The organism is Streptomyces vinaceus, from assembly GCF_008704935.1.
GTDB classification, from domain to species: domain Bacteria; phylum Actinomycetota; class Actinomycetes; order Streptomycetales; family Streptomycetaceae; genus Streptomyces; species Streptomyces vinaceus.
This window is the reverse complement of sequence record NZ_CP023692.1, coordinates 3,838,356-3,857,248: the sequence shown is the minus strand read 5'-3', so window position 1 is coordinate 3,857,248 and position 18,893 is coordinate 3,838,356. Positions and strand designations below refer to the sequence as shown.

Genomic DNA, 18,893 nt, shown 5'->3' with positions numbered 1-18,893 from the left:
CCGGCGGAAGCACCGGTGCCGCGGACTCCGCGCGCACCCGTGCGCGGACATCACCGTCACCCCTGCCCCAGTGGAGTGTTCCGCCATGAAGACCTCTCGCGTCTCCTTCGCCGCCGCCCTTGCCGCCGGCACCGTCCTCGTCCTGTCCGGCACCGCGTTCGCGCACGTCAGCGTGCAGCCCGGGGACGCCGCGAAGGGTGGCTACGCGACCATCAACTTCAAGGTCCCGAACGAGCGCGACAACGCCTCGACCACGCAGCTGGAAGTCAACTTCCCCGTGGACCAGCCGCTGACGTCCGTCATGCCGCAGGACATCCCCGGCTGGACCGTGACGGTGGAGAAGAGCAAGCTCGACAAGCCGCTCACCGTCCACGGCAAGCAGGTCAACGAGGCCGTCACCAAGGTGACCTGGAGCGGCGGCAAGATCGAGCCCGGCAAGTTCCAGCAGTTCCCGGTCTCCGTCGGCAAGCTGCCCGACAACGCCGACCAGATGGTCTTCAAGGCGATCCAGACGTACGACAACAACGAGGTCGTCCGCTGGATCGAGGAGACGAAGGCGGGCGCGGCGGAGCCGCAGAACCCGGCTCCCGTCCTCAAGCTGACCGCCGCGCCGGCCGCCGACGACCACCACGACGACAAGAACGCTCCGGCCGCGAAGGACGACAAGGGTCACGACGAGGCCGCCGAGAGCACCTCCGACACGACCGCGCGCGCCCTCGGCGTCGCGGGCATCGTCGTCGGTCTCGGCGGTGTCGCCTTCGGTGTCGCCTCGCGCCGTCGCGCCTCCTGACCCCGAGCGGCCGCAGGCCGTATCCCCTTGTCCAGAACGTGCGCGCGGCCGGCCCTTCTTCACGGCCGGCCCGCCCGCGCCCACATCCCCGATCCCAGGGACACTTCTTCATGCGCACCACTCGTGTGACGGTCGCCGCCCTCGTGGCGGCGGCCGCACTCACCCTCACCGCTTGCGGCGGTGAGACCGCCAAGCCGAACACCGTCACCCAGATCGCCGGCGGCCAGACCAAGGCCGGCAAGGCCACGGTCCTCGACCGCCCCTTCGACAAGCCGGAGCTGGTCCTGACGGACACCACCGGCAAGCCGTGGAACCTGCGCGAGCAGACCAAGGGCAAGCCGACGCTCATCTACTTCGGCTACACCCACTGCCCCGACGTGTGCCCCCTGACGGTGAGCAACATCGCCGTCGCCAAGAAGGCACTGCCGAAGGCCGACCAGGACAACCTCCAGGTCGTGTTCGTCACCACCGACCCCGAACGGGACACCCCCGACTCCCTCGGCGCGTGGCTCAAGGCCCAGGACCCGTCCTTCACGGGACTGACCGGGGACTTCGCCACCATCCAGGCCGCCGCGCGCAAGCTCGGCATCGGTATCGAGGCACCGAAGAAGGAGGCCGACGGCACCGTCGTCTCCATGCACGGCGCCCAGGTCATCGCGTTCTCGCCCAAGACCGACGAGGGTTACCTCCTCTACGGCGAAGGCACCACCGTCGACGACTACACCAAGGACCTGCCGAAGATCGTCAAGGGAGAGAACCCGTGAACGCCCGCACCACCCGTACCCTCGCCGCCGCGCTCTCCCTGACGGCAGCGCTCGCCATATCGGGCTGCTCCTCGGACTCCGACGCCAAGGCTGGCGCGGACAAGCCGAAGATGACGGTCAGCGGCGCGTTCATGCCGGAGCCCGTGAACGACCAGATGGCCGGCGCGTTCATGATCATCAAGAACGGGTCCAAGTCGGCGGACAAGCTCACCGCCGTCACCAGTCCGATCTCCGACGATCTGCAGATCCACGAGACCAAGGACCAGAAGATGCAGCAGGTCGCAGCCATGGACGTGCCTGCGGGCGGTGAGCTCCGGCTGGAGCGCGGTGGCAACCACATCATGCTCATGGGGCTGAAGAGCCTGCCGAAGGTGGGCGACAAGATCGCCTTCGAGCTGCGCTTCGAGAAGGCCGACCCGGTCAAGGTCGAGCTGGACGTCAAGGAGCGGACGTACAACGCCCAGAACACCAGCGCCCACTGACGGACCGAGGTACTGACACGCCATGACGGCCACCGCCCCCTCCCCGGCCCGCGTCCGGGTCACGGCACTCCTGCCGCGGCTCACGCTGGTCCTCGCAGCTCTGCTGGCGGCCCTGTTCACCGCGGCCGGCCCGGCCTCGGCGCACGCCGCGCTCACCGCGAGCGACCCCCAGGACGGGGCGGTGGTCGCCACGGCCCCCGCCCAGGTCACCCTCTCCTTCTCGGAGCAGGTCGCCATGGGCGACGACTCCATCCGCGTCATGGACCCGCAGGGCAAGCGGGTGGACACCGGTGAACTGCGCGACATGTGCAGCGGAACCACCATCCGCTACGGCACGGCGCTGCACTCCGGCCTGCCGGACGGCACCTATACCGTCGCCTGGCAGGCCGTCTCGGCCGACAGCCACCCGGTCTCCGGCGCGTTCACCTTCTCCATCGGCGCCCCCTCGGCGACCAGCGTGGCGCTGCCCACCGCACAGGTGGGCGGCGGACCGGTCGGCATCGCGTACGACGTCGCGCGCTACGCCGCGTACGCCGGTTTCACCGTCCTCGTCGGCGGCGCGGCCTTCGTCCTCCTGTGCTGGCGGCGCGGCGCCTCACAGCGCCCGCTGCAGAAGCTCATCGTGCGTGCATGGGTCACGCTCACCGCCGCCACGCTCGCGATGCTGGTGCTCCGTACCCCGTACACGGGGTCGGGGAAGTTCGCCGACGCGTTGGACCTCGACGGGCTGAAGGCCGTCCTGGAGACCAAGACCGGGGCCTCCCTCGTCTCCCGGTTGCTGCTCCTGGGCGCCGCCGCGCTGTTCATCGCCGTGCTGTTCGGCGCCTACGCCCGCAGGGCCGCGGAGGCCGAGGAGACGGCGAAGCGCAAGGGCAAGGCGAAGGGCCGCGGCGCGGACAAGGGGGCGGGGACGGACAAGGAGGCGGGGGCCGAGAAGGAGGCCGACGACCTGCTCTTCGGTCTCGGCATCGGCGGAACCGTCGTGGCCGGCGGCATCGCCGCCACGTGGGCCCTGTCCGAGCACGCCTCCACCGGCATCCAGCCGGGCATCGCGATGCCCGCCGACATCCTGCACCTCCTCGCCGTCGCCGCCTGGCTCGGCGGGCTCATCGCTCTGCTCGTCGCCCTCCACAAGGTGCCGGGAATCGAGCGCGCGGCGGTCCAGCGGTTCTCCCGGGTCGCGTTCGTCAGCGTCCTGGTCCTCGCCGTCACCGGCGTCTACCAGTCCTGGCGGCAGCTCGGCAGCTGGTCGGCCCTCACCGGCACCAGCTACGGACAGCTCCTGCTGGTGAAGGTCGGGCTCGTCGCCGTCCTCGTGGGCATCGCCTACGTCTCCCGCTCGTGGACCGCGCGGCTCACCGACGCCCCCGCGGGGAAGCCGGCCAAGATCGCCCGGCAGCGCGATGTTTCACGTGAAACATCCCCTGCCGCCGTCACCGTCCCCGAGGACCCCAAGCGGGCCGCCCAGCTCGCCCGGCAGCGGGCCGCCCGCGAGAGCGCCCGTGAGAAGCAGGTCCGCGACGCCGATCCGGCCCGGGCGGGACTACGCCGCTCCGTCCTCGCCGAGGCCGGGATCGCCATCGCCCTGCTCGCCGTGACCACCGTGCTCACCAGTACCGAACCCGGCCGGACCGCGGAGCGGGCGAGCGTGCGGGACTCCGTGGCCACCGCCGTTCCCAACCGCGCCATCAAGATCACGCTGCCGTTCGACACCGGCGGCCAGAACGGCAAGGGGTCGGTCCGGGTCGAGGTCGACCCGGGCCGGGTCGGGGCCAACTCGCTCCACGTCTGGATCGAGGACCCCCAGGGCCAGCCCCTCGACGTGCCGGAGATCAAGGTCTCCTTCACCCTCCCCGCCAAGGACATCGGCCCCCTGCCACTCCTCCCGGAGCGCGCGGCCCCCGGACACTGGAGCGCTTCGGGCGTCCAGCTCCCGCTGGCCGGGGAATGGCGGATCGACGTGACCGTCCGTACCTCCGACATCGACCAGACGACCGTGCAGAAGAACGTGAAGATCGGCTGACCAGCGTGACCGAGAGCAACCCCGACATCGAGATCTCCCGGCGCCGGCTGCTGGGCACCGTCGGCGCCGCGGGCGCCGCCGGACTCGCGCTCGGCGCCACCGGCGGCGCCCTCGTGCACTCCGCGTTCGACGATTCCCCGGCCGGCGCCGCCGGGGCCTCCGGGAGCCTCGCCTCCCTCGGCGCCACCCACGTCGCCTTCGAGGGCGAGCACCAGGCCGGCATCACCACCCCGCTCCAGGCCAAGGGCCACGTCCTCGCCTTCGACCTGGCTCCCGGGGCAGGCCGCAAGGAGGCCGCCGCCCTGATGCGGCGCTGGTCCGACACCGCCCGCCTGCTGATGGCGGGCAAGCCCTCCTCGGGCGCGGACTCCGGTATCGCCCTCGACGCGGGGCCCTCCTCCCTCACCATCACCTTCGGCTTCGGCCACTCCTTCTTCGAACGCACGGGGCTCGCCTCCCGCCGTCCCACCGCCCTGGACCCGCTGCCCGACTTCTCCGCCGACCGGCTCGACCCCCAGCGCAGCAACGGCGACCTGTGGGTCCAGATCGGCGCCGACGACGGGCTCGTCGCCTTCCACGCCCTGCGCGCCCTCCAGAAGGAGGCCGGGGAGGCCGCCCGGGTCCGCTGGCAGATGAACGGCTTCAACCGGTCCCCCGGCGCCACCGCCGCCCCGATGACCGCCCGCAATCTCATGGGCCAAATCGACGGCACCGGCAACCCGAAGCCCGCCCAGCCCGACTTCGACAAGCGGGTCTTCGTCCCCGCCGCCGGCCCCGGCCCGGCCGAGCACGCCTGGATGGGCGGAGGCTCGTACGCCGTCGTACGGCGCATCCGCATGCTCCTCGACGACTGGGACAAGCAGTCCCTGGCCCAGCAGGAGCAGGTCATAGGCCGTACGAAGGCCACCGGCGCGCCCCTGACCGGCGGCACCGAGACCACGAAGATGGCCCTCGACAAGATCGGCCCCGACGGCAAGCCGGTCATCGCGTCGAACGCGCACGCCCGGATCTCCGCTCCCGAGCAGAACGGCGGGGCCGCCATGCTCCGGCGCCCGTTCTCCTTCCACGACGGGATCGCCGCCGACGGCACCCCGGACGCCGGGCTCCTCTTCATCTGCTGGCAGGCCGATCCGCTGCGCGGTTTCGTACCCGTCCAGCGCAAGCTGGACCGGGGGGACGCCCTATCGGTGTTCATCCGGCACGAGTCCAGCGGGCTGTACGCGGTTCCGCCCGGCCCCCGCGACGGGGAGTACGTGGGGCAGCGGCTGCTCGAAGGATGAACAGCGACCCGGCGGTCGGGGACCCGGCATTAGGCTGATCACATGTCGGCCACCCGCTTCACCTATCTCGGTCCCGAGGGCACCTTCACCGAAGCCGCCCTCCGCACACTGCCGGAAGCCGCGACCCGGGAACTCGTCCCGATGGTGTCGGTCCCGGCCGCCCTGGACTCCGTGCGCAACGGGGAGGCCGCGGCCGCCCTGGTGCCGATCGAGAACTCGGTGGAGGGCGGGGTCACCTCCACCCTCGACGAGCTGGCCTCCGGCGAACCGCTGATGATCTACCGCGAGGTGCTCCTCCCCATCGCGTTCGCGCTGCTGGTGCGTCCCGGGACCGAGCTGTCGGACGTCAAGACCGTCACCGGGCACCCGGTCGCCCAGCCGCAGGTGCGCAACTGGCTGCGGGGGAACCTGCCCGACGCGGTGTGGGAGTCCGCCGCCTCCAACGCCGACGGGGCCCGGCTGGTCCAGGAGGGGCGCTTCGACGCCGCCTTCGCGGGCGAGTTCGCGGCCGCCACGTACGGGCTCGTCCCGCTGGTCACCGAGATCCACGACGCGGAGAACGCCGAGACCCGGTTCGTGCTGGTCGGCCGGCCCGCCCGGCCGGCGGCGCCGACCGGCGCCGACAAGACCTCCGTCGTGCTGTGGCTCGGCGACGACCACCCCGGTGCGCTGCTGGAGCTCCTCCAGGAATTCGCCGTCCGCGGGGTCAACCTGATGCTGATCCAGTCCCGGCCGACGGGTGAGGGGATCGGCAACTACTGCTTCGCCGTCGACGCCGAGGGCCACATCTCCGACCGCCGGGTCAGCGAGGCGCTCATGGGGCTCAAGCGCACCTGCCCCCAGGTCCGCTTCCTCGGCTCCTACCCGCGCGCCGGCGTCGCTCAGGGTGACGTGCGCGCTCCGCGGTCCGGAACCTCCGACGGTGACTTCATGGCCGCTTCCGACTGGCTGACGCGCTGCCTCGACGGCCGGGCCTAGCTCTTCGTCCACTGTCCACAGAGTTATCCACAGGCGGAGATGGGGACCTGTGGACTAGTCGACATCGCGGCACGACAAGGTCGACAAATCGGTCGGGGGGCCCAGGTTTCGCGCTGGGGAGCGGAAGGTGAACGGCGTCACCCCCGCATCGCCGATCAACTCTTTGGAGCGAGCCATTCCCACCCGAATGAGTGTGTGAGGGTGGTTTGAACCCTGAATCGCCCCGACGGGCCGCGGGTGGGGATTGATCTATTTCCGTGTCCACAGATGCGGCGCACAGCCTGTGGACAAGTCCGGTCCGTGCACAATTCCTGTGGACAAGGAAGACCTTCCCGCCCTGCTCAGAGGGCGCCCGGATACCGCACTTGTGCCCCTTTTCAGGGAATGGGCCGCTTTTATTGACCGCCCGGGAAGGGTCACTTCCGGCCAGCCGGTTCGCCGTTTTCCATTCTCCACAATCAGGACATAGCGACACGCAGCGTGATATCGGTGTGAGCCCAGGAAGCCCAGCCCGGTAGCCTGGAGGGGTGATTGACCTCCGGCTGCTCCGTGAAGACCCTGACCGTGTCCGCGCCTCGCAGCGCGCCCGTGGAGAGGACGTCGACCTTGTCGACGCACTGCTCTCCGCCGATGAGCGCCGCAGGTCCTCCGGCATGCGCTTCGACGAACTGCGCAATGAGCAGAAGTCGCTCGGCAAGCTCATCCCCAAGGCCTCCCCGGAGGAGCGGGCCGAGCTGCTGAAGAAGGCCGAGCAGCTCAAGACGGACGTCAAGGCCGCCGAGGCCGAGCAGAACGAGGCCGACGAGGCCGCCAAGCGACTTCTGCTCCAGCTCGGCAACATCGTCCACGAGGACGTCCCGGTCGGCGGCGAGGAAGACTTCACCGTCCTGGAGACGCACGGCACGATCCGCGACTTCGGCGCCGAGGGCTTCGAGCCCAAGGACCACCTGGAGCTCGGCGAGTCGCTCGGCGCCATCGACGTCGAGCGCGGCGCCAAGGTGTCGGGCTCGCGCTTCTACTACCTGACCGGTGTCGGCGCCCTGCTGGAACTCGCCCTGGTCAACGCGGCGATCGCGCAGGCCACCGAGGCCGGCTTCATCCCCATGCTGACCCCGGCGCTGGTCCGTCCGCGCGCCATGGAGGGCACCGGCTTCCTCGGCCAGGCCGCGGAGAACGTGTACCACCTGGAGAAGGACGACTACTACCTGGTCGGCACCTCCGAGGTCCCGCTCGCCGCGTACCACATGGACGAGATCATCGACGCCGAGAAGCTGCCGCTGCGGTACGCCGGCTTCTCTCCGTGCTTCCGCCGTGAGGCCGGTACGTACGGCAAGGACACCCGCGGCATCTTCCGCGTCCACCAGTTCGACAAGGTCGAGATGTTCTCGTACGTCGCGCCGGAGGAAGCCGAGGCCGAGCACCAGCGCCTCCTGGAGTGGGAGAAGCAGTGGCTCACCAGCCTGGAGCTGCCCTTCCAGGTGATCGACGTCGCCACCGGTGACCTGGGCGCCTCCGCCTCGCGCAAGTTCGACTGCGAGGCGTGGATCCCGACGCAGGGCAAGTACCGCGAGCTGACCTCGGCCTCGAACTGCGACGGCTTCCAGGCCCGCCGCCTGTCGATCCGCTACCGCGACGGCAAGAAGACCGCGCCGCTCTCGACGCTGAACGGCACCCTGTGCGCCGTACCGCGCACGATCGTGGCGATCCTGGAGAACCACCAGCAGGCCGACGGCTCCGTGCGCGTGCCCGCGGTGCTCCGCCCCTACCTGGGCGGCCGTGAGGTCCTGGAGCCGATCGCCAAGTGAGCCCGGCCCCGTTCCCGTACAAGCTCGTCGCGACCGATCTCGACGGCACGCTGCTGCGTGCCGACGACACCGTTTCGGAACGCACCCGTGAAGCACTCGCCGCGGCCACCGCGGCGGGCGCGGCCCACATCATCGTCACCGGCCGGGCCGTGCCCTGGACCAGGGGCGTACTGGACGATCTCGGTTACCAGGGGATCGCGGTGTGCGGGCAGGGCGCGCAGGTCTACGACGCGGGCGCGCACCGGCTGCTGACCTCGGTGACGCTCGACCGGCAGCTGGCCGGTCTGGCGCTGTCGAAGCTGGAGGCCGAGGTGGGTCCGCTGGCGCTCGCCGCCAGCCGGGACGGGGTGGACGGCGACGTCCTCTTCGGGCCCGGCTACCAGGTGCAGGAGGGCCTCCCGGCGCTCTACCTGGAGGACACGGCGGCAGTGTGGACGGCTCCGCTGAACAAGCTGTACATCCAGCACCCGGAGCTCGGTGACGACGCGCTGGTCAAGGTGGCCCGGGAGACCGTGGGCTCCCTGGTCGACATCGTCATGGCCGGTCCGGGGATAGTGGAGATCCTGCCGCTGGGGCTGACGAAGGCCACCGGGCTTTCGCTGGCCGCCCGCCGGCTGGGCGTGAAGGCGGCGGAGACGATCGCCTTCGGTGACATGCCCAATGACATCCCGATGTTCGGCTGGGCGGCGCACGGGGTCGCGATGGCCAACGCCCACGCCGAGCTGAAGGCGGTGGCCGACGAGGTGACCACCTCCAACGAGGAGGACGGCATCGCCGTCGTGCTGGAACGACTGCTGGGCGCTGCCTGACGGCCCGCCCAGAAACGGGGAAGGTCCGGAACAGCCCGCGCCGCGAGGCGCGCTCGAAGTGGCTGCTCCGGACCTTTTTGTTGCTCCCCGCGCGACTCACTCTGCCCGGGGCGCAGGTCCCGTACCAGTCAATTTCCGCGGCTCAGCCGTCGACGGTGTGGTGGTCTGTTTCACGTGAAACATGCCGGGGGTGCGGGTGGCGGGTGAGCGGCCAGGCGAGCAGGCCGACGGCGAGCGAGATGGCGTGCCCGAGGTCGGTGAAGGTTCCTCCGGTCAGGAGGGGCAGCCCGAAGAAGGCGACGACGCCGGCGAGGTAGAGCCAGCGCAGGGGGTTCGGGAGCCGGTAGGTGAGGACGCCGATCGAGGCCGCGAGGCCGTAGCTGACACCGACGTCGACGACGTGGACCATGCTGTGCGGGGCCCGGTGGTCCTGAATGGCCATCAGGACCACCTTCTGGCTGATGAGGGTGGCCGTGATGTGTGCGGTCGCGACGATGGCGAGCCAGCGCAGGGTGCCTAGCCAGCGTTCCACGGGCGCGTGGAAGAGCTCGAAGAGGACGGCGTACAGGGCGAGCGAGGCCGGGTTCTCGATCCAGAAGGCACTGGAGAGCAGGGCCCGCACGGGGTGCCGGGTGAGCTCGTGGATATTGCTGCTGTGGCGGTGGAGCAGGACGTGCTCCAGATGGTCGGGCGCGATCACGACGATGACGCTCGTGACGGCGAGGAGCAGCAGCCATATGTGCGTACCCGGCGAGGAGCGTATCCAGGACCGTACGGGCCTGGACGGCTCGGGCTCGGGGTGCTCGACCATGCCCTGATTTTGCCCCGTACGACGGCGCCCCGCCTGGCCGGTGGGCCGGGCGGGGCACGGTCGTCGAGCCGGTGCGGCGGGGGCCTACTCCTCGCCCGCCAAGGTGAGGCGGCGCAGCTTCTGGCCGGCGTAGACGGTGGCGCCGACGGTGACCACGCAGAGCAGGGTCACGGCGGTGGGCAGGCCGACGGTGGCGTCGACATAGCCTTCGCCGGCGACCTTCTCGGCAAGGGCCAGGGCCCACTGCTGGACGCTGAGGGTCTTCGCGCCGGAGACCAGGCTGCCGAAGAGCGACTCCCAGATCAGGGCGTAGACCAGGCCGAAGACGACCGCGTGCCGGCTGACGGTGCCCAGCAGCAGGAACAGGGCGCTGTAGGCGATCGAGGCGACGAGGGCCGCGACGGTGTAGGCGACGGCGATCTGCTGGCCGTTGCCGTTGAGGATGAACCCGGCGATCAGGGTCGGGATCGCCGAGAAGGCCATGGTGACGCCGATCGCGACGATCAGCTTGGTCATGATGATCGTCGGGCGCTTCACCGGCTTGGAGAGCAGGTAGACGATCGAGCCGTCGTCGATCTCGGGGCCGATGGCCCCCGTGCCGGCGATGACGCCGATCAGCGGAACCATGGTGGCGAGGGCGAAGCCGCCCAGCAGGTCGGCGGCGACCTTGTCGTCCAGGCCGGTGAAGGCGCGGACGGCGATGGAGATGACGATCAGCAGGACGGGCAGCCCGCAGAGGATCAGGGCGCGGCGGCGGCCGAGCAGCGCGCGGTAGGTGAGCCGGGCGACGGTGGGGTTGTACATGGGTGCCAGCTCCTTCAGGCCGCGACGAGGTAGGAGAAGACCGATTCGAGGGACTCGTCGGAGGGCGAGACCGTCAGCAGTCGGATGCCGTGCGCCCGGGCGACCTGGGGCAGCAGCTCGGTGAAGCGGCCGAAATCGACGGCCTGGATGCGCAGGACGCCTTCCTTGAGGTCGACCTCGATGCCGGCGGTGGAGGGGTCGGCGATCAGGGCCGCGGCGAGGGCCCGGTCGTCGGAGGAGCGGACGACGTAGCGGTGCGGGCGGTCCGTCATCAGGCGGCGGATCTTGCGGAAGTCTCCGGAGGCGGCGTGCCGGCCGGCGACGACCACCTCGATGTGGGAGGCGAGCTGTTCGACCTCCTCCAGGATGTGCGAGGAGAACAGCACGGTGCGCCCGTCGTCGCCCATGCGCCGCAGCAGGTCCATCAGCTGCATGCGCTGGCGCGGGTCCATGCCGTTGAACGGCTCGTCCAGGAGCAGCACGGACGGGTCGTGGACGAGGGCCGAGGCCATCTTCACGCGCTGGCGCATGCCCTTGGAGTACGTGGAGATCTTGCGGTCCTGGGCGTACTCCATCTCGACGGTGGCGAGCGCGCGCTGGGCGGCCGCGTCGTCGAGGCCGTGTAGCTCGGCGTTGGCGACGACGAACTCCCGGCCGGTGAGGAAGTCGTACATGGCCTCGCGCTCGGGCACGACGCCGATCTGCTTGTAGACCTGCTCGTTCTGCCAGATCGGCGCGCCGTCGAGGGTGACGGTGCCCGTGGAGGGGGCGAGGAAGCCGCCCATCATGTTGATGAGGGTCGACTTCCCGGCGCCGTTGGGGCCCAGGAGCCCGGTGACCCCGGGGCCGATGTGCATGGTCACGTCGTTGACGGCGACGACGTTCCCGAACCAGCGGGAGGTGTGGTCGATGTCGATGGTGGTCACAGCCCGGCCTTCCGGTAGCGGGCCATCAGGGCGGCGTAGGAGCCGGCGATGAGGGCGAGGACGACGAGCAGGTAGACGAATCCGACACCGGCCGAGGGGCCGTCACCGCCCGGGAAGGCGGAGGTGGCTCCGAGGAAGGCCGTCTGCACGCCGTCGATCAGGGTGATCGGGGAGAACAGGCCCATCCACTCGATGGGACCGGTGGAGCCGGTGTTGTACGCGATGCCCTGGACGGCGGTCACCGCGCCGTAGGGGATCAGGAGCAGGGCGATGATGGCGGCGACGCCGAAACCGCGGCGCGGGGTGAGCGCGGCCATGATGAGGCCGAGGCCGGCGAACAGCACCGAGAGCAGCAGCACGGAGACCAGTCCCTGGGCGAACCCCTTGGTCTGGTCCGCGAAGTCGAATTTGGCCAGCAGCGAGCCGATCCACATGATCAGCAGCGGCGTGGCGGTGAGGATGAACAGCGCCGAGGCCATCGCCGCGAACTTGGCGAGGACGTAGTCGACGCGCTCGATGGGCCGCGAGAAGTAGAGCGGCACGGTCTTGAAGCGCAGGTCCCGGGAGACCGACTGGGGCGCCTGCGAGGCGAGGTACAGACCGATGATCACCTGGGTGGTCAGGGCGTACGTCGTGTACTTGATCGGCAGGCTGGTGGATCCGGGCACCGCGATGGCGACCGCGACGATGATCAGCGCCGGGACGCACATCACCGCGAAGAGCAGCATGGGCAGGACCTTGGACTTGGCCGAGCGGCCGAGCCCGTACGCCCCGCGCAGGGACTGCGAGAACAGCGACTTGCGGGCGTAGGCGCGGCCGAGCCGGGCTCCTTCGTAGGAGCGGTAGCCGATGTTGTGGATCTGGGTCGAGGTGTCAGGCGCCATCGGAACCGGCTCCCTTCCGGACGAGCTGCTGCTGGTCGTTGGCGCGGAAGACCTCCGCGATGTGGTGGCGGCGCTGTTCCATGCGGACCAGGCCCAGGCCGAGGTCGGCGACGGTGTCGCGCACCATGTCGTACGTCTCCTCGCCGGTGGCTTCCAGCAGCAGGATGTGGCCGGCTCCGGGAAGGCCCTCCTCCTCGCCCGCGTGCAGGGTCAGACCGGCCTCGGCGAGCGCCTTGCGCAGGGCGGCGGTGCCGTCCGGGTGGGCGTCGGTGTCGGTGACCTCGACCGCGAGGGTCGTGGTGATCTGCGTGAAGTCGCTGGTGGAGCTGGAGCGCAGCAGCTTCCCGCCGTCGACGACCACGACGTGGTCGCAGGTCCGTTCCAGCTCGCCGAGGAGGTGGGAGGTGACCAGGACGGAGATGCCGAAGTCGGTGTAGACGCGGCGGATCAGGCCGAGCATCTCGTCGCGGCCGACGGGGTCGAGGCCGTTGGTGGGCTCGTCGAGCAGGACCAGCTGGGGGTCGTGGACGAGCGCCTGGGCCAGCTTGACGCGCTGCTTCATGCCCGTGGAGTAGCCGCCGATGGGGCGGTAGCGCTCCTCGTACAGGCCCACGTGGCGCAGGGTGTCGGCGGTCCGCTCGCGGGCGGCGGTCGGCGGGAGCCCGGACATGCGCGCCATGTGCACGACGAACTCGGTGGCCGAGACGTCGGGCGGCAGGCAGTCGTGCTCGGGCATGTATCCGACGCGTTCGCGGATGGCGCTGCCATGGGTGGCGACATCGAGTCCGAGCACGGCGGCACGGCCCTCGGTGGCGGGGGACAGTCCAAGCAGGATCTTGATCAGCGTGGACTTGCCGGCTCCGTTGGCACCCACGAGGCCGGTCACTCCCGGCCCGATGTCCAGGGAGAGCCGGTCGATTGCGGTCACTCGGGGGTACCGCTTGCTCAGGCTTTCGGTCGCGATGACAGTCACGGCTTCGACGTTAGTGGCGCGGACCGCGCCGATCGTCAGACCAGGAGCGTCATCGCGTCTCCGCCTTCAGGACTACACACCCTGACGAAAGGCTGACGCGGACCGGTCGAAGGGCCCCGACGAAGCGGCGCGTACGCGGTGGATCGGACAAGTTGTCCACAGGTCCGTGCACGACCCTTGACGTGATCTCCGGTCATTGTCACATTCATCAGTGTCAAGTTACGGGCGCGTAGCGCGTACGGCTCTACGGACGGACGGCTGTCATGGCTGCGGACACCAGGCAACGCACCGCGCGACTCTCTCCGGACCTGCGCGGGTTCAGGGAAGTGCAGCGCCTCTCGTACGAGTGCGCGGAGACCGTCGCGGCGCAGCTGCGGCCGGGGGTGACCGAGCGCGAGGCGGCGCGGATGCAGCGCGAGTGGCTGCGCGAGCGCGGGGTGCGGGACTGGTTCCACCTGCCGTTCGCCTGGTTCGGGGACCGGACCGCCTTCGCGAACTTCAAGATCCCCCTCCAGTTCTTCCCGACGAACCGGAAGCTGGAGCCGGGAATGCCGTTCATCCTCGACATGGCGCCGGTCTACAAGGGGTACGCGGCCGACATCGGGTACTCGGGCAGCATGGGGCTCAATCCGGTGCAGGACCGGCTCATGTCCGATCTGCGGGTGCACCGCGAGCTGATCCTGGACCAGGTCCGCGAGCGGCGCCCGCTGCGCGAGATCTACGAGAACGTCGAGCGGCTGATGATCCGGCAGGGGTACGCCAACCGGCACCGCGCCTACCCCTTCGGTGTGATCGCCCACAAGATAGACCGGGTCAAGGAGAGGCGCTGGTCCCCGACCGCCTTCGGGTTCGGGACGCAGTCCCTCAAGGGGCTGGCCTCCGACGCCCTGCACGGACACCGCGAGGGATGGTCCCCCCTGTGGAGCCCCTACCGCTTCTCCGACCACCCGCCGCAGCCCGGGCTGTGGGCGGTGGAGCCGCATCTGGGGTTCCGGGGCACCGGTGCGAAGTTCGAGGAGATCCTGGTGGTCACCGACTCACGGGACCCCGGGGAGAGCGCGTTCTGGCTGGACGACGATCTGCCGCACGTGCGGCGCTGGGCCGAGGAGAAGGCAGCATGAGCGGCATGAGCGAGATCAACGGGTCGGGCCTCGCGGGAGCGCGCGAGCGCCGGGTGAGCACGGGCGGAATCGAGCTGTGCGTCGTCGAGCTCGGCGAGACGGACCGGCCGACCGTGCTGCTCGTGCACGGGTACCCGGACAGCAAGGAGGTCTGGTCGGAGGTCGCGGAGCGGCTGGCGGCCCGCTTCCACGTGGTGCTCTACGACGTACGCGGCCACGGGCGCTCCACGGCTCCGGTGCCCCTGCGCGGCGGATTCACCCTGGAGAAGCTGACCGACGACTTCCTGGCGGTGGCGGACGCGGTAAGCCCCGACCGCCCGGTGCACCTGGTCGGCCACGACTGGGGCTCGGTACAGGGCTGGGAGTTCGCCACCGTTGCCCGTACGGAGGGCAGGATCGCCTCCTTCACCTCGATCTCGGGCCCCTCCCTGGACCACTTCGGGCACTGGATCAAGAAGCGGATGACCCGGCCCACCCCGCGCCGGGCGGCCCAGCTCCTCGGCCAGGGCGTCAAGTCCTGGTACGTGTACATGCTGCACACCCCCGTGCTGCCGGAGCTCGCCTGGCGCGGGCCGCTCGGCAAGCGGTGGCCGCGGATGCTGGAGCGCGTGGAGAAGGTCCCCTCCGGTTCGTACCCGACGGCCTCGCTGCCCTCGGACGCCGCGCACGGGGCCTGGCTCTACCGCGACAACGTACGGCCCCGGATGCGCCGGCCGCGCCCCGACGCGTACGCGCACGTGCCCGTCCAGCTGATCACCCCGACCGGGGACGCCTTCCTGTCCGAGCGGCTCTACGACGACCTCGAACTGTGGGCCCCCGACCTGGTGCGGCGCACCCTGCCCGCAAAGCACTGGGTGCCGCGGACCCGGCCCGACCAGCTGACCGCGTGGATCACTGAGTTCGTCACCTCCCGGGAGGAGCCTGCCACCCGGGCACCCGAGCAGAAGGCTCCGGGCAAGTACGCCGACCGGTTCGGCGGCCAGCTCGTACTGGTCACCGGCGCCGCCAGCGGGATCGGCCGGGCCACCGCGTTCGCGTTCGCCGAGGCCGGGGCCCGGGTGGTCTGCGTGGACCGGGACGCGGAGGGAGCGGCCCGCACGGCCGACATGGCACGGCTCGTCGGGGCCCCCGAGGCCTGGGGCGAGTGCGTCGACGTCAGCGACGAGCAGGCGATGGAGAAGCTCGCCGCGAAGACCGCCGCCGAGTACGGCATCGTGGACGTCCTGGTCAACAACGCCGGGATCGGCCTGTCGGGGCCCTTCCTGGAGACCACCTCGGAGGACTGGAAGAAGGTCCTCGACGTCAACCTGTGGGGAGTCATCCACGGCTGCCGGATCTTCGGCAGGCAGATGGCCGGGCGCGGCCAGGGCGGCCACATCGTCAACACCGCCTCCGCCGCCGCCTACCTGCCGTCCAAGACCCTGCCCGCCTACAGCACGTCGAAGGCGGCGGTGCTGATGCTGAGCGAGTGCCTGCGCGCCGAGCTCGCCTCGCAGTCGATCGGGGTCTCGGCGATCTGCCCCGGCATCGTCAACACCAACATCACCGCCACTTCGCGCTTCGCGGGAGTGGACGCGGCGGAGGAGAAGCGCCGCCAGGAGCGCTCCTCGCGGCTGTACGGGCTGCGCAACTTCCCGCCGGAGAAGGTCGCTGAGGCGATCCTGCGGGCGGTGGTGCGCAACGAGGCCGTGGTACCGGTGACCCCGGAGTCCAAGGGAGCCCTGTGGATGTCCCGGTTCGCGCCGGGCACTCTGCGCCGGATCGCGAAACTGGAGCCGCGGCTGTGACCGGGACAGAGCCCGGCACGGCCATATCCCGCTCCTCCCGGCGGTCGTACCATCCCTCGCAGGAGGGCTCGCCGCGCAGGGCGGCCGAGTACCTTGCGGCTTCGCCTGCCGCCCGGGCCGCGGCGGCCGCGGTCGGCCGAGCCGCCATGTCGTAGGGAGCCGGGATTGTCAGAACAGGCGGTGGCCGAGTACCGGATCGAGGATCTCGCGCACCACAGCGGGGCGACGGTGCGCACGATCAGGGCGTACCAGGACCGTGGGCTGCTGCCGAAGCCGGAGCGGCGCGGCCGCTCCAACGTCTACCGGGACACGCATCTGGCACGGCTGCGCCAGATCGCCGATCTGCTGGACCGCGGTTACACCCTGGCCTCCATCAAGGAGCTGCTGGAGGCCTGGGACGCCGGGCGCGGGCTCGGCGGCGTGCTCGGACTCGTCGCCGAGGTGCACGGACCGTGGACCGACGAGGAGGCCGCCCGCATCAGCCGGGCCGAGCTCAACGAGCGGTTCGGCGGCCGGCCCGACGACGACGCGGTGGGCGAGGCCTGCGAGCTGGGGGTGCTGGAGGCGATCCCGGGGCGCCCGGACGAGTTCCTGGTGCCCTCCCCGCAGGAGCTGGCGGTGGCCGCCGAGCTGTACGCGGCCGGGGTGCCGCTGTCCGCGATCACCGGCCACCTGCGGGAGCTGCGCGGACAGGTGGAGCACATCGCCTCGCGGTTCCTGGAGTTCACCACCGAGCACGTCTTCGCCCGCTACCTCGGGGAGGTCCCGCCGACGGACTCCGACGCGGCGGAGGCGGCGACGATGGTACGGAGACTGCGCCCCCTGGCCCAGCAGACGGTGGACGCCGAGCTGGCGCGGGCGATGCGGCTGTTCGCGACCCGGCATCTCCAGCGCCACCTGGGCGCGCCCGGGGCCCCGCAGCCCCCCGGACCCGCGCCGGTGGCCCTGCCGGCGGAGACCGTACGGGCGGTTCAGGAGCTGGTCGGCGCCGAGCACGTGGGGGAGTTCGTCCGGGCCGCGACGGAGCGGGAGCTCCAGGCCCGGACGATGAACGAACTGGCCCGCCGGGGAGGCGGGTGACGGCACAGGGGTAACGGCCCCCGGCACCCGCTCAGTAGTCCACAGGGCGGATCACTCGTTTACCCGCAAAACCCACCCAACCGGCTGTGGACAAGTCGGTATTGCCTGTGGGCAACCCTGTGGACAGCGGGGCCGGCGCCTCCTGCGCACCCCGTGGGGCGCTCCCGTACAGGAGCCCGGCGAGGGCAAGTCCCACGGCGCCGCCGACCACCTGGGCCGCGAGGAATCCGGGCAGCGACTGCGGGGCGATCCCAGTGAACGAGTCGCTGAAGGCCCGCCCGATGGTCCCCGCCGGGTTGGCGAAGGAGCCGGACGAGGTGAACCAGATCGCGGCGGCGATGTACGCGGCGACCGCAGCCGGGATCAGCTTCGACCGTCCGATGCGCTCCAGGCCCTGGATGACGAGGACGAGCCCGGCGGTCGCGACGATCTCACCCACGAGCAGATGGCCGCCGCTGCGGATCTGTGTGGAGAAGGTCCCGGGGGCACGGCCGAACATCACCTCGGCAAGGACCGCCCCGCCGATGGCGCCGGCGGTCTGGGCGGCGGTGTAGACGAGGGCCTCCCGGCCGCCGAGCCCCTCGCCGCCGGTCCGCCGGGCCCACCAGGAGGTGAGGGTGACGACCGGGTTGAGGTGGGCTCCGGACAGCGGCCCGAAGAGCGTGATGATCAGGCCGAGGCCGATGGCCGAGGCGAGCGAGTTGGCGACGAGGGCGACACCGGTGTCGCGGCTGAGGTCGGCGGCCTGGATACCGGAACCGATCACGACCACGAGAAGGCCGGCGGTGCCGACGAGCTCGGCGACCGCACGGCGCGGCAGGGAAGCGTGGATTGTCATGGGTTCTCCCCCTGGGCAGAAGTACAGCGGAAAATGTATTCCGTATCTTGGAAACGCGATAGGGGTGTCCCACGGTGGCCCAGGGCAGCGGAGCCCCGATAAATCCCTGCTCGACCCCCGTCCGACCCGGCAAGCTGGGCCCATGGACGACAGACGCACCGTGAAGGTGTCCAAATACGTCTCGAAACACCTGCGGCATCAGCCGGAACGCATCGGACTGGTGCTCGATCCCCAGGGCTGGGTGGAGATCGACGACCTCCTCGCCGCGGCCGCAGCCCACCGCTTCCCCATCAGCCGCGCCGAGCTCGACCACGTCGTGGCGGCCAACGACAAGCAGCGGTTCGCCGTCGACGGCACCCGCATCCGCGCCAACCAGGGCCACACCGTCCCCGTGGACCTGGACCTGCCGGAGGCCGAACCGCCCGCGTACCTCTACCACGGCACCGTCGCGGCCGCCCTGGACGCGATCCGCACAGAGGGCCTGCGCCCCATGGCCCGCCACCACGTGCACCTGTCCCCCGACCGGGAGACCGCGACCCGCGTGGGCGCACGACGGGGCCGGCCGGTCGTACTCGCCGTCGACGCGGGGGCGATGCGCGCGGCCGGGCACGTATTCCGTGTCAGCGCCAACGGGGTGTGGCTGGCGGACGCCGTACCGCCGCAGTTCCTGCGCTTCTCCTAACGCAGGAATTCAGGACGGGATTGTCAGATCATCCCCCTACTCTGTTCCTCATTCCG

General features: G+C 70.7%; 18 protein-coding genes and 1 pseudogene. 13 read left to right on the top strand and 6 right to left on the bottom strand.

Annotation, left to right across the window (positions count from 1 at the left end):
* Positions 1–85 precede the first annotated feature (85 nt).
* The 8 genes from CP980_RS17285 to CP980_RS17250 all read left to right on the top strand — a co-directional run bounded on the left by CP980_RS17285 (position 86) and on the right by CP980_RS17250 (position 8,931).
* Positions 86–790, top strand: a complete 705-nt coding sequence (locus tag CP980_RS17285; RefSeq protein ID WP_099890744.1) for a YcnI family copper-binding membrane protein — start codon at positions 86–88, stop codon at positions 788–790.
* 110 nt (positions 791–900) lie between these two features.
* The gene (locus tag CP980_RS17280) at positions 901–1,554 is read left to right on the top strand and encodes an SCO family protein (RefSeq protein WP_099890743.1); all 654 of its coding nucleotides are present in this window, start codon (positions 901–903) and stop codon (positions 1,552–1,554) included.
* Positions 1,551–2,036, top strand: a complete 486-nt coding sequence (locus tag CP980_RS17275; RefSeq protein WP_150528546.1) for a copper chaperone PCu(A)C — start codon at positions 1,551–1,553, stop codon at positions 2,034–2,036. Before CP980_RS17280 ends, CP980_RS17275 begins: the two co-directional genes overlap by 4 nt.
* A gap of 22 nt (positions 2,037–2,058) precedes the next feature.
* Positions 2,059–4,059 (top strand): copper resistance CopC/CopD family protein, encoded by a 2,001-nt coding sequence (locus CP980_RS17270; protein ID WP_150528545.1) that lies wholly within the window; start codon positions 2,059–2,061, stop codon positions 4,057–4,059.
* Complete coding sequence (gene efeB / locus CP980_RS17265; protein ID WP_373312973.1) at positions 4,056–5,339, top strand: iron uptake transporter deferrochelatase/peroxidase subunit; 1,284 nt, start codon at positions 4,056–4,058, stop codon at positions 5,337–5,339. Before CP980_RS17270 ends, efeB begins: the two co-directional genes overlap by 4 nt.
* A 42-nt stretch (positions 5,340–5,381) precedes the next feature.
* Positions 5,382–6,317, top strand: coding sequence for a prephenate dehydratase (gene pheA / locus CP980_RS17260; RefSeq protein WP_150528544.1), 936 nt, complete (start codon positions 5,382–5,384; stop codon positions 6,315–6,317).
* Positions 6,318–6,844: 527 nt separating this feature from the next.
* Entirely contained in the window at positions 6,845–8,122 is a 1,278-nt protein-coding gene (gene serS / locus CP980_RS17255; RefSeq protein WP_099890733.1) for a serine--tRNA ligase, read from the top strand.
* Positions 8,119–8,931 carry an HAD family hydrolase gene (locus CP980_RS17250; protein WP_150528543.1) on the top strand — a complete coding sequence of 271 codons (813 nt, stop codon included), beginning with the start codon at positions 8,119–8,121 and terminating at the stop codon, positions 8,929–8,931. The genes serS and CP980_RS17250 overlap by 4 nt, the downstream gene beginning before the upstream one ends.
* Before the next feature lie 142 nt (positions 8,932–9,073).
* Here the strand turns inward: CP980_RS17250 and CP980_RS17245 are convergent, their stop codons facing one another.
* The 5 genes from CP980_RS17245 to CP980_RS17225 all read right to left on the bottom strand — a co-directional run bounded on the left by CP980_RS17245 (position 9,074) and on the right by CP980_RS17225 (position 13,329).
* Positions 9,074–9,742 carry a rhomboid-like protein gene (locus tag CP980_RS17245; RefSeq protein ID WP_150528542.1) on the bottom strand — a complete coding sequence of 223 codons (669 nt, stop codon included), beginning with the start codon at positions 9,740–9,742 and terminating at the stop codon, positions 9,074–9,076.
* An 84-nt stretch (positions 9,743–9,826) separates the two neighbouring features.
* On the bottom strand, positions 9,827–10,546 hold the full coding sequence (locus tag CP980_RS17240) for an ABC transporter permease (protein ID WP_123513638.1): 720 nt from the start codon (positions 10,544–10,546) through the stop codon (positions 9,827–9,829).
* Between the two features lie 14 nt (positions 10,547–10,560).
* Positions 10,561–11,472 (bottom strand): ABC transporter ATP-binding protein, encoded by a 912-nt coding sequence (locus tag CP980_RS17235; RefSeq protein ID WP_099890725.1) that lies wholly within the window; start codon positions 11,470–11,472, stop codon positions 10,561–10,563.
* The gene (locus CP980_RS17230; RefSeq protein WP_099890723.1) at positions 11,469–12,356 is read right to left on the bottom strand and encodes an ABC transporter permease subunit; all 888 of its coding nucleotides are present in this window, start codon (positions 12,354–12,356) and stop codon (positions 11,469–11,471) included. Before CP980_RS17230 ends, CP980_RS17235 begins: the two co-directional genes overlap by 4 nt.
* The gene (locus tag CP980_RS17225; RefSeq protein ID WP_123513636.1) at positions 12,346–13,329 is read right to left on the bottom strand and encodes an ABC transporter ATP-binding protein; all 984 of its coding nucleotides are present in this window, start codon (positions 13,327–13,329) and stop codon (positions 12,346–12,348) included. Before CP980_RS17225 ends, CP980_RS17230 begins: the two co-directional genes overlap by 11 nt.
* Before the next feature lie 263 nt (positions 13,330–13,592).
* On the opposite strand from CP980_RS17225, the gene CP980_RS17220 reads away from it, so the two are divergent.
* The 4 genes and pseudogenes from CP980_RS17220 (at position 13,593) to CP980_RS17210 (ending at position 17,317) form a co-directional block, all read left to right on the top strand.
* Positions 13,593–14,450 carry a M24 family metallopeptidase gene (locus CP980_RS17220; RefSeq protein ID WP_132758056.1) on the top strand — a complete coding sequence of 286 codons (858 nt, stop codon included), beginning with the start codon at positions 13,593–13,595 and terminating at the stop codon, positions 14,448–14,450.
* Positions 14,447–16,237, top strand: coding sequence for an SDR family oxidoreductase (locus CP980_RS17215; protein ID WP_189999046.1), 1,791 nt, complete (start codon positions 14,447–14,449; stop codon positions 16,235–16,237). The genes CP980_RS17220 and CP980_RS17215 overlap by 4 nt, the downstream gene beginning before the upstream one ends.
* Positions 16,237–16,392, top strand: a pseudogene (locus CP980_RS36735) (metal-dependent hydrolase); the annotation flags it as partial. The gene CP980_RS17215 and the pseudogene CP980_RS36735, both read left to right, overlap by 1 nt.
* Before the next feature lie 10 nt (positions 16,393–16,402).
* Entirely contained in the window at positions 16,403–17,317 is a 915-nt protein-coding gene (locus tag CP980_RS17210; protein WP_099890717.1) for a MerR family transcriptional regulator, read from the top strand.
* Between the two features lie 31 nt (positions 17,318–17,348).
* Here CP980_RS17210 and CP980_RS17205 read toward each other — a convergent pair whose 3' ends face one another.
* Positions 17,349–18,155: an aquaporin gene (locus CP980_RS17205; RefSeq protein WP_132758058.1), complete on the bottom strand. Its 807-nt coding sequence runs from the start codon at positions 18,153–18,155 to the stop codon at positions 17,349–17,351.
* A gap of 142 nt (positions 18,156–18,297) precedes the next feature.
* Here CP980_RS17205 and CP980_RS17200 point away from each other — a divergent pair, with 142 nt between their 5' ends.
* Positions 18,298–18,837, top strand: coding sequence for an RNA 2'-phosphotransferase (locus tag CP980_RS17200; protein WP_132758060.1), 540 nt, complete (start codon positions 18,298–18,300; stop codon positions 18,835–18,837).
* Positions 18,838–18,893 lie beyond the last annotated feature (56 nt).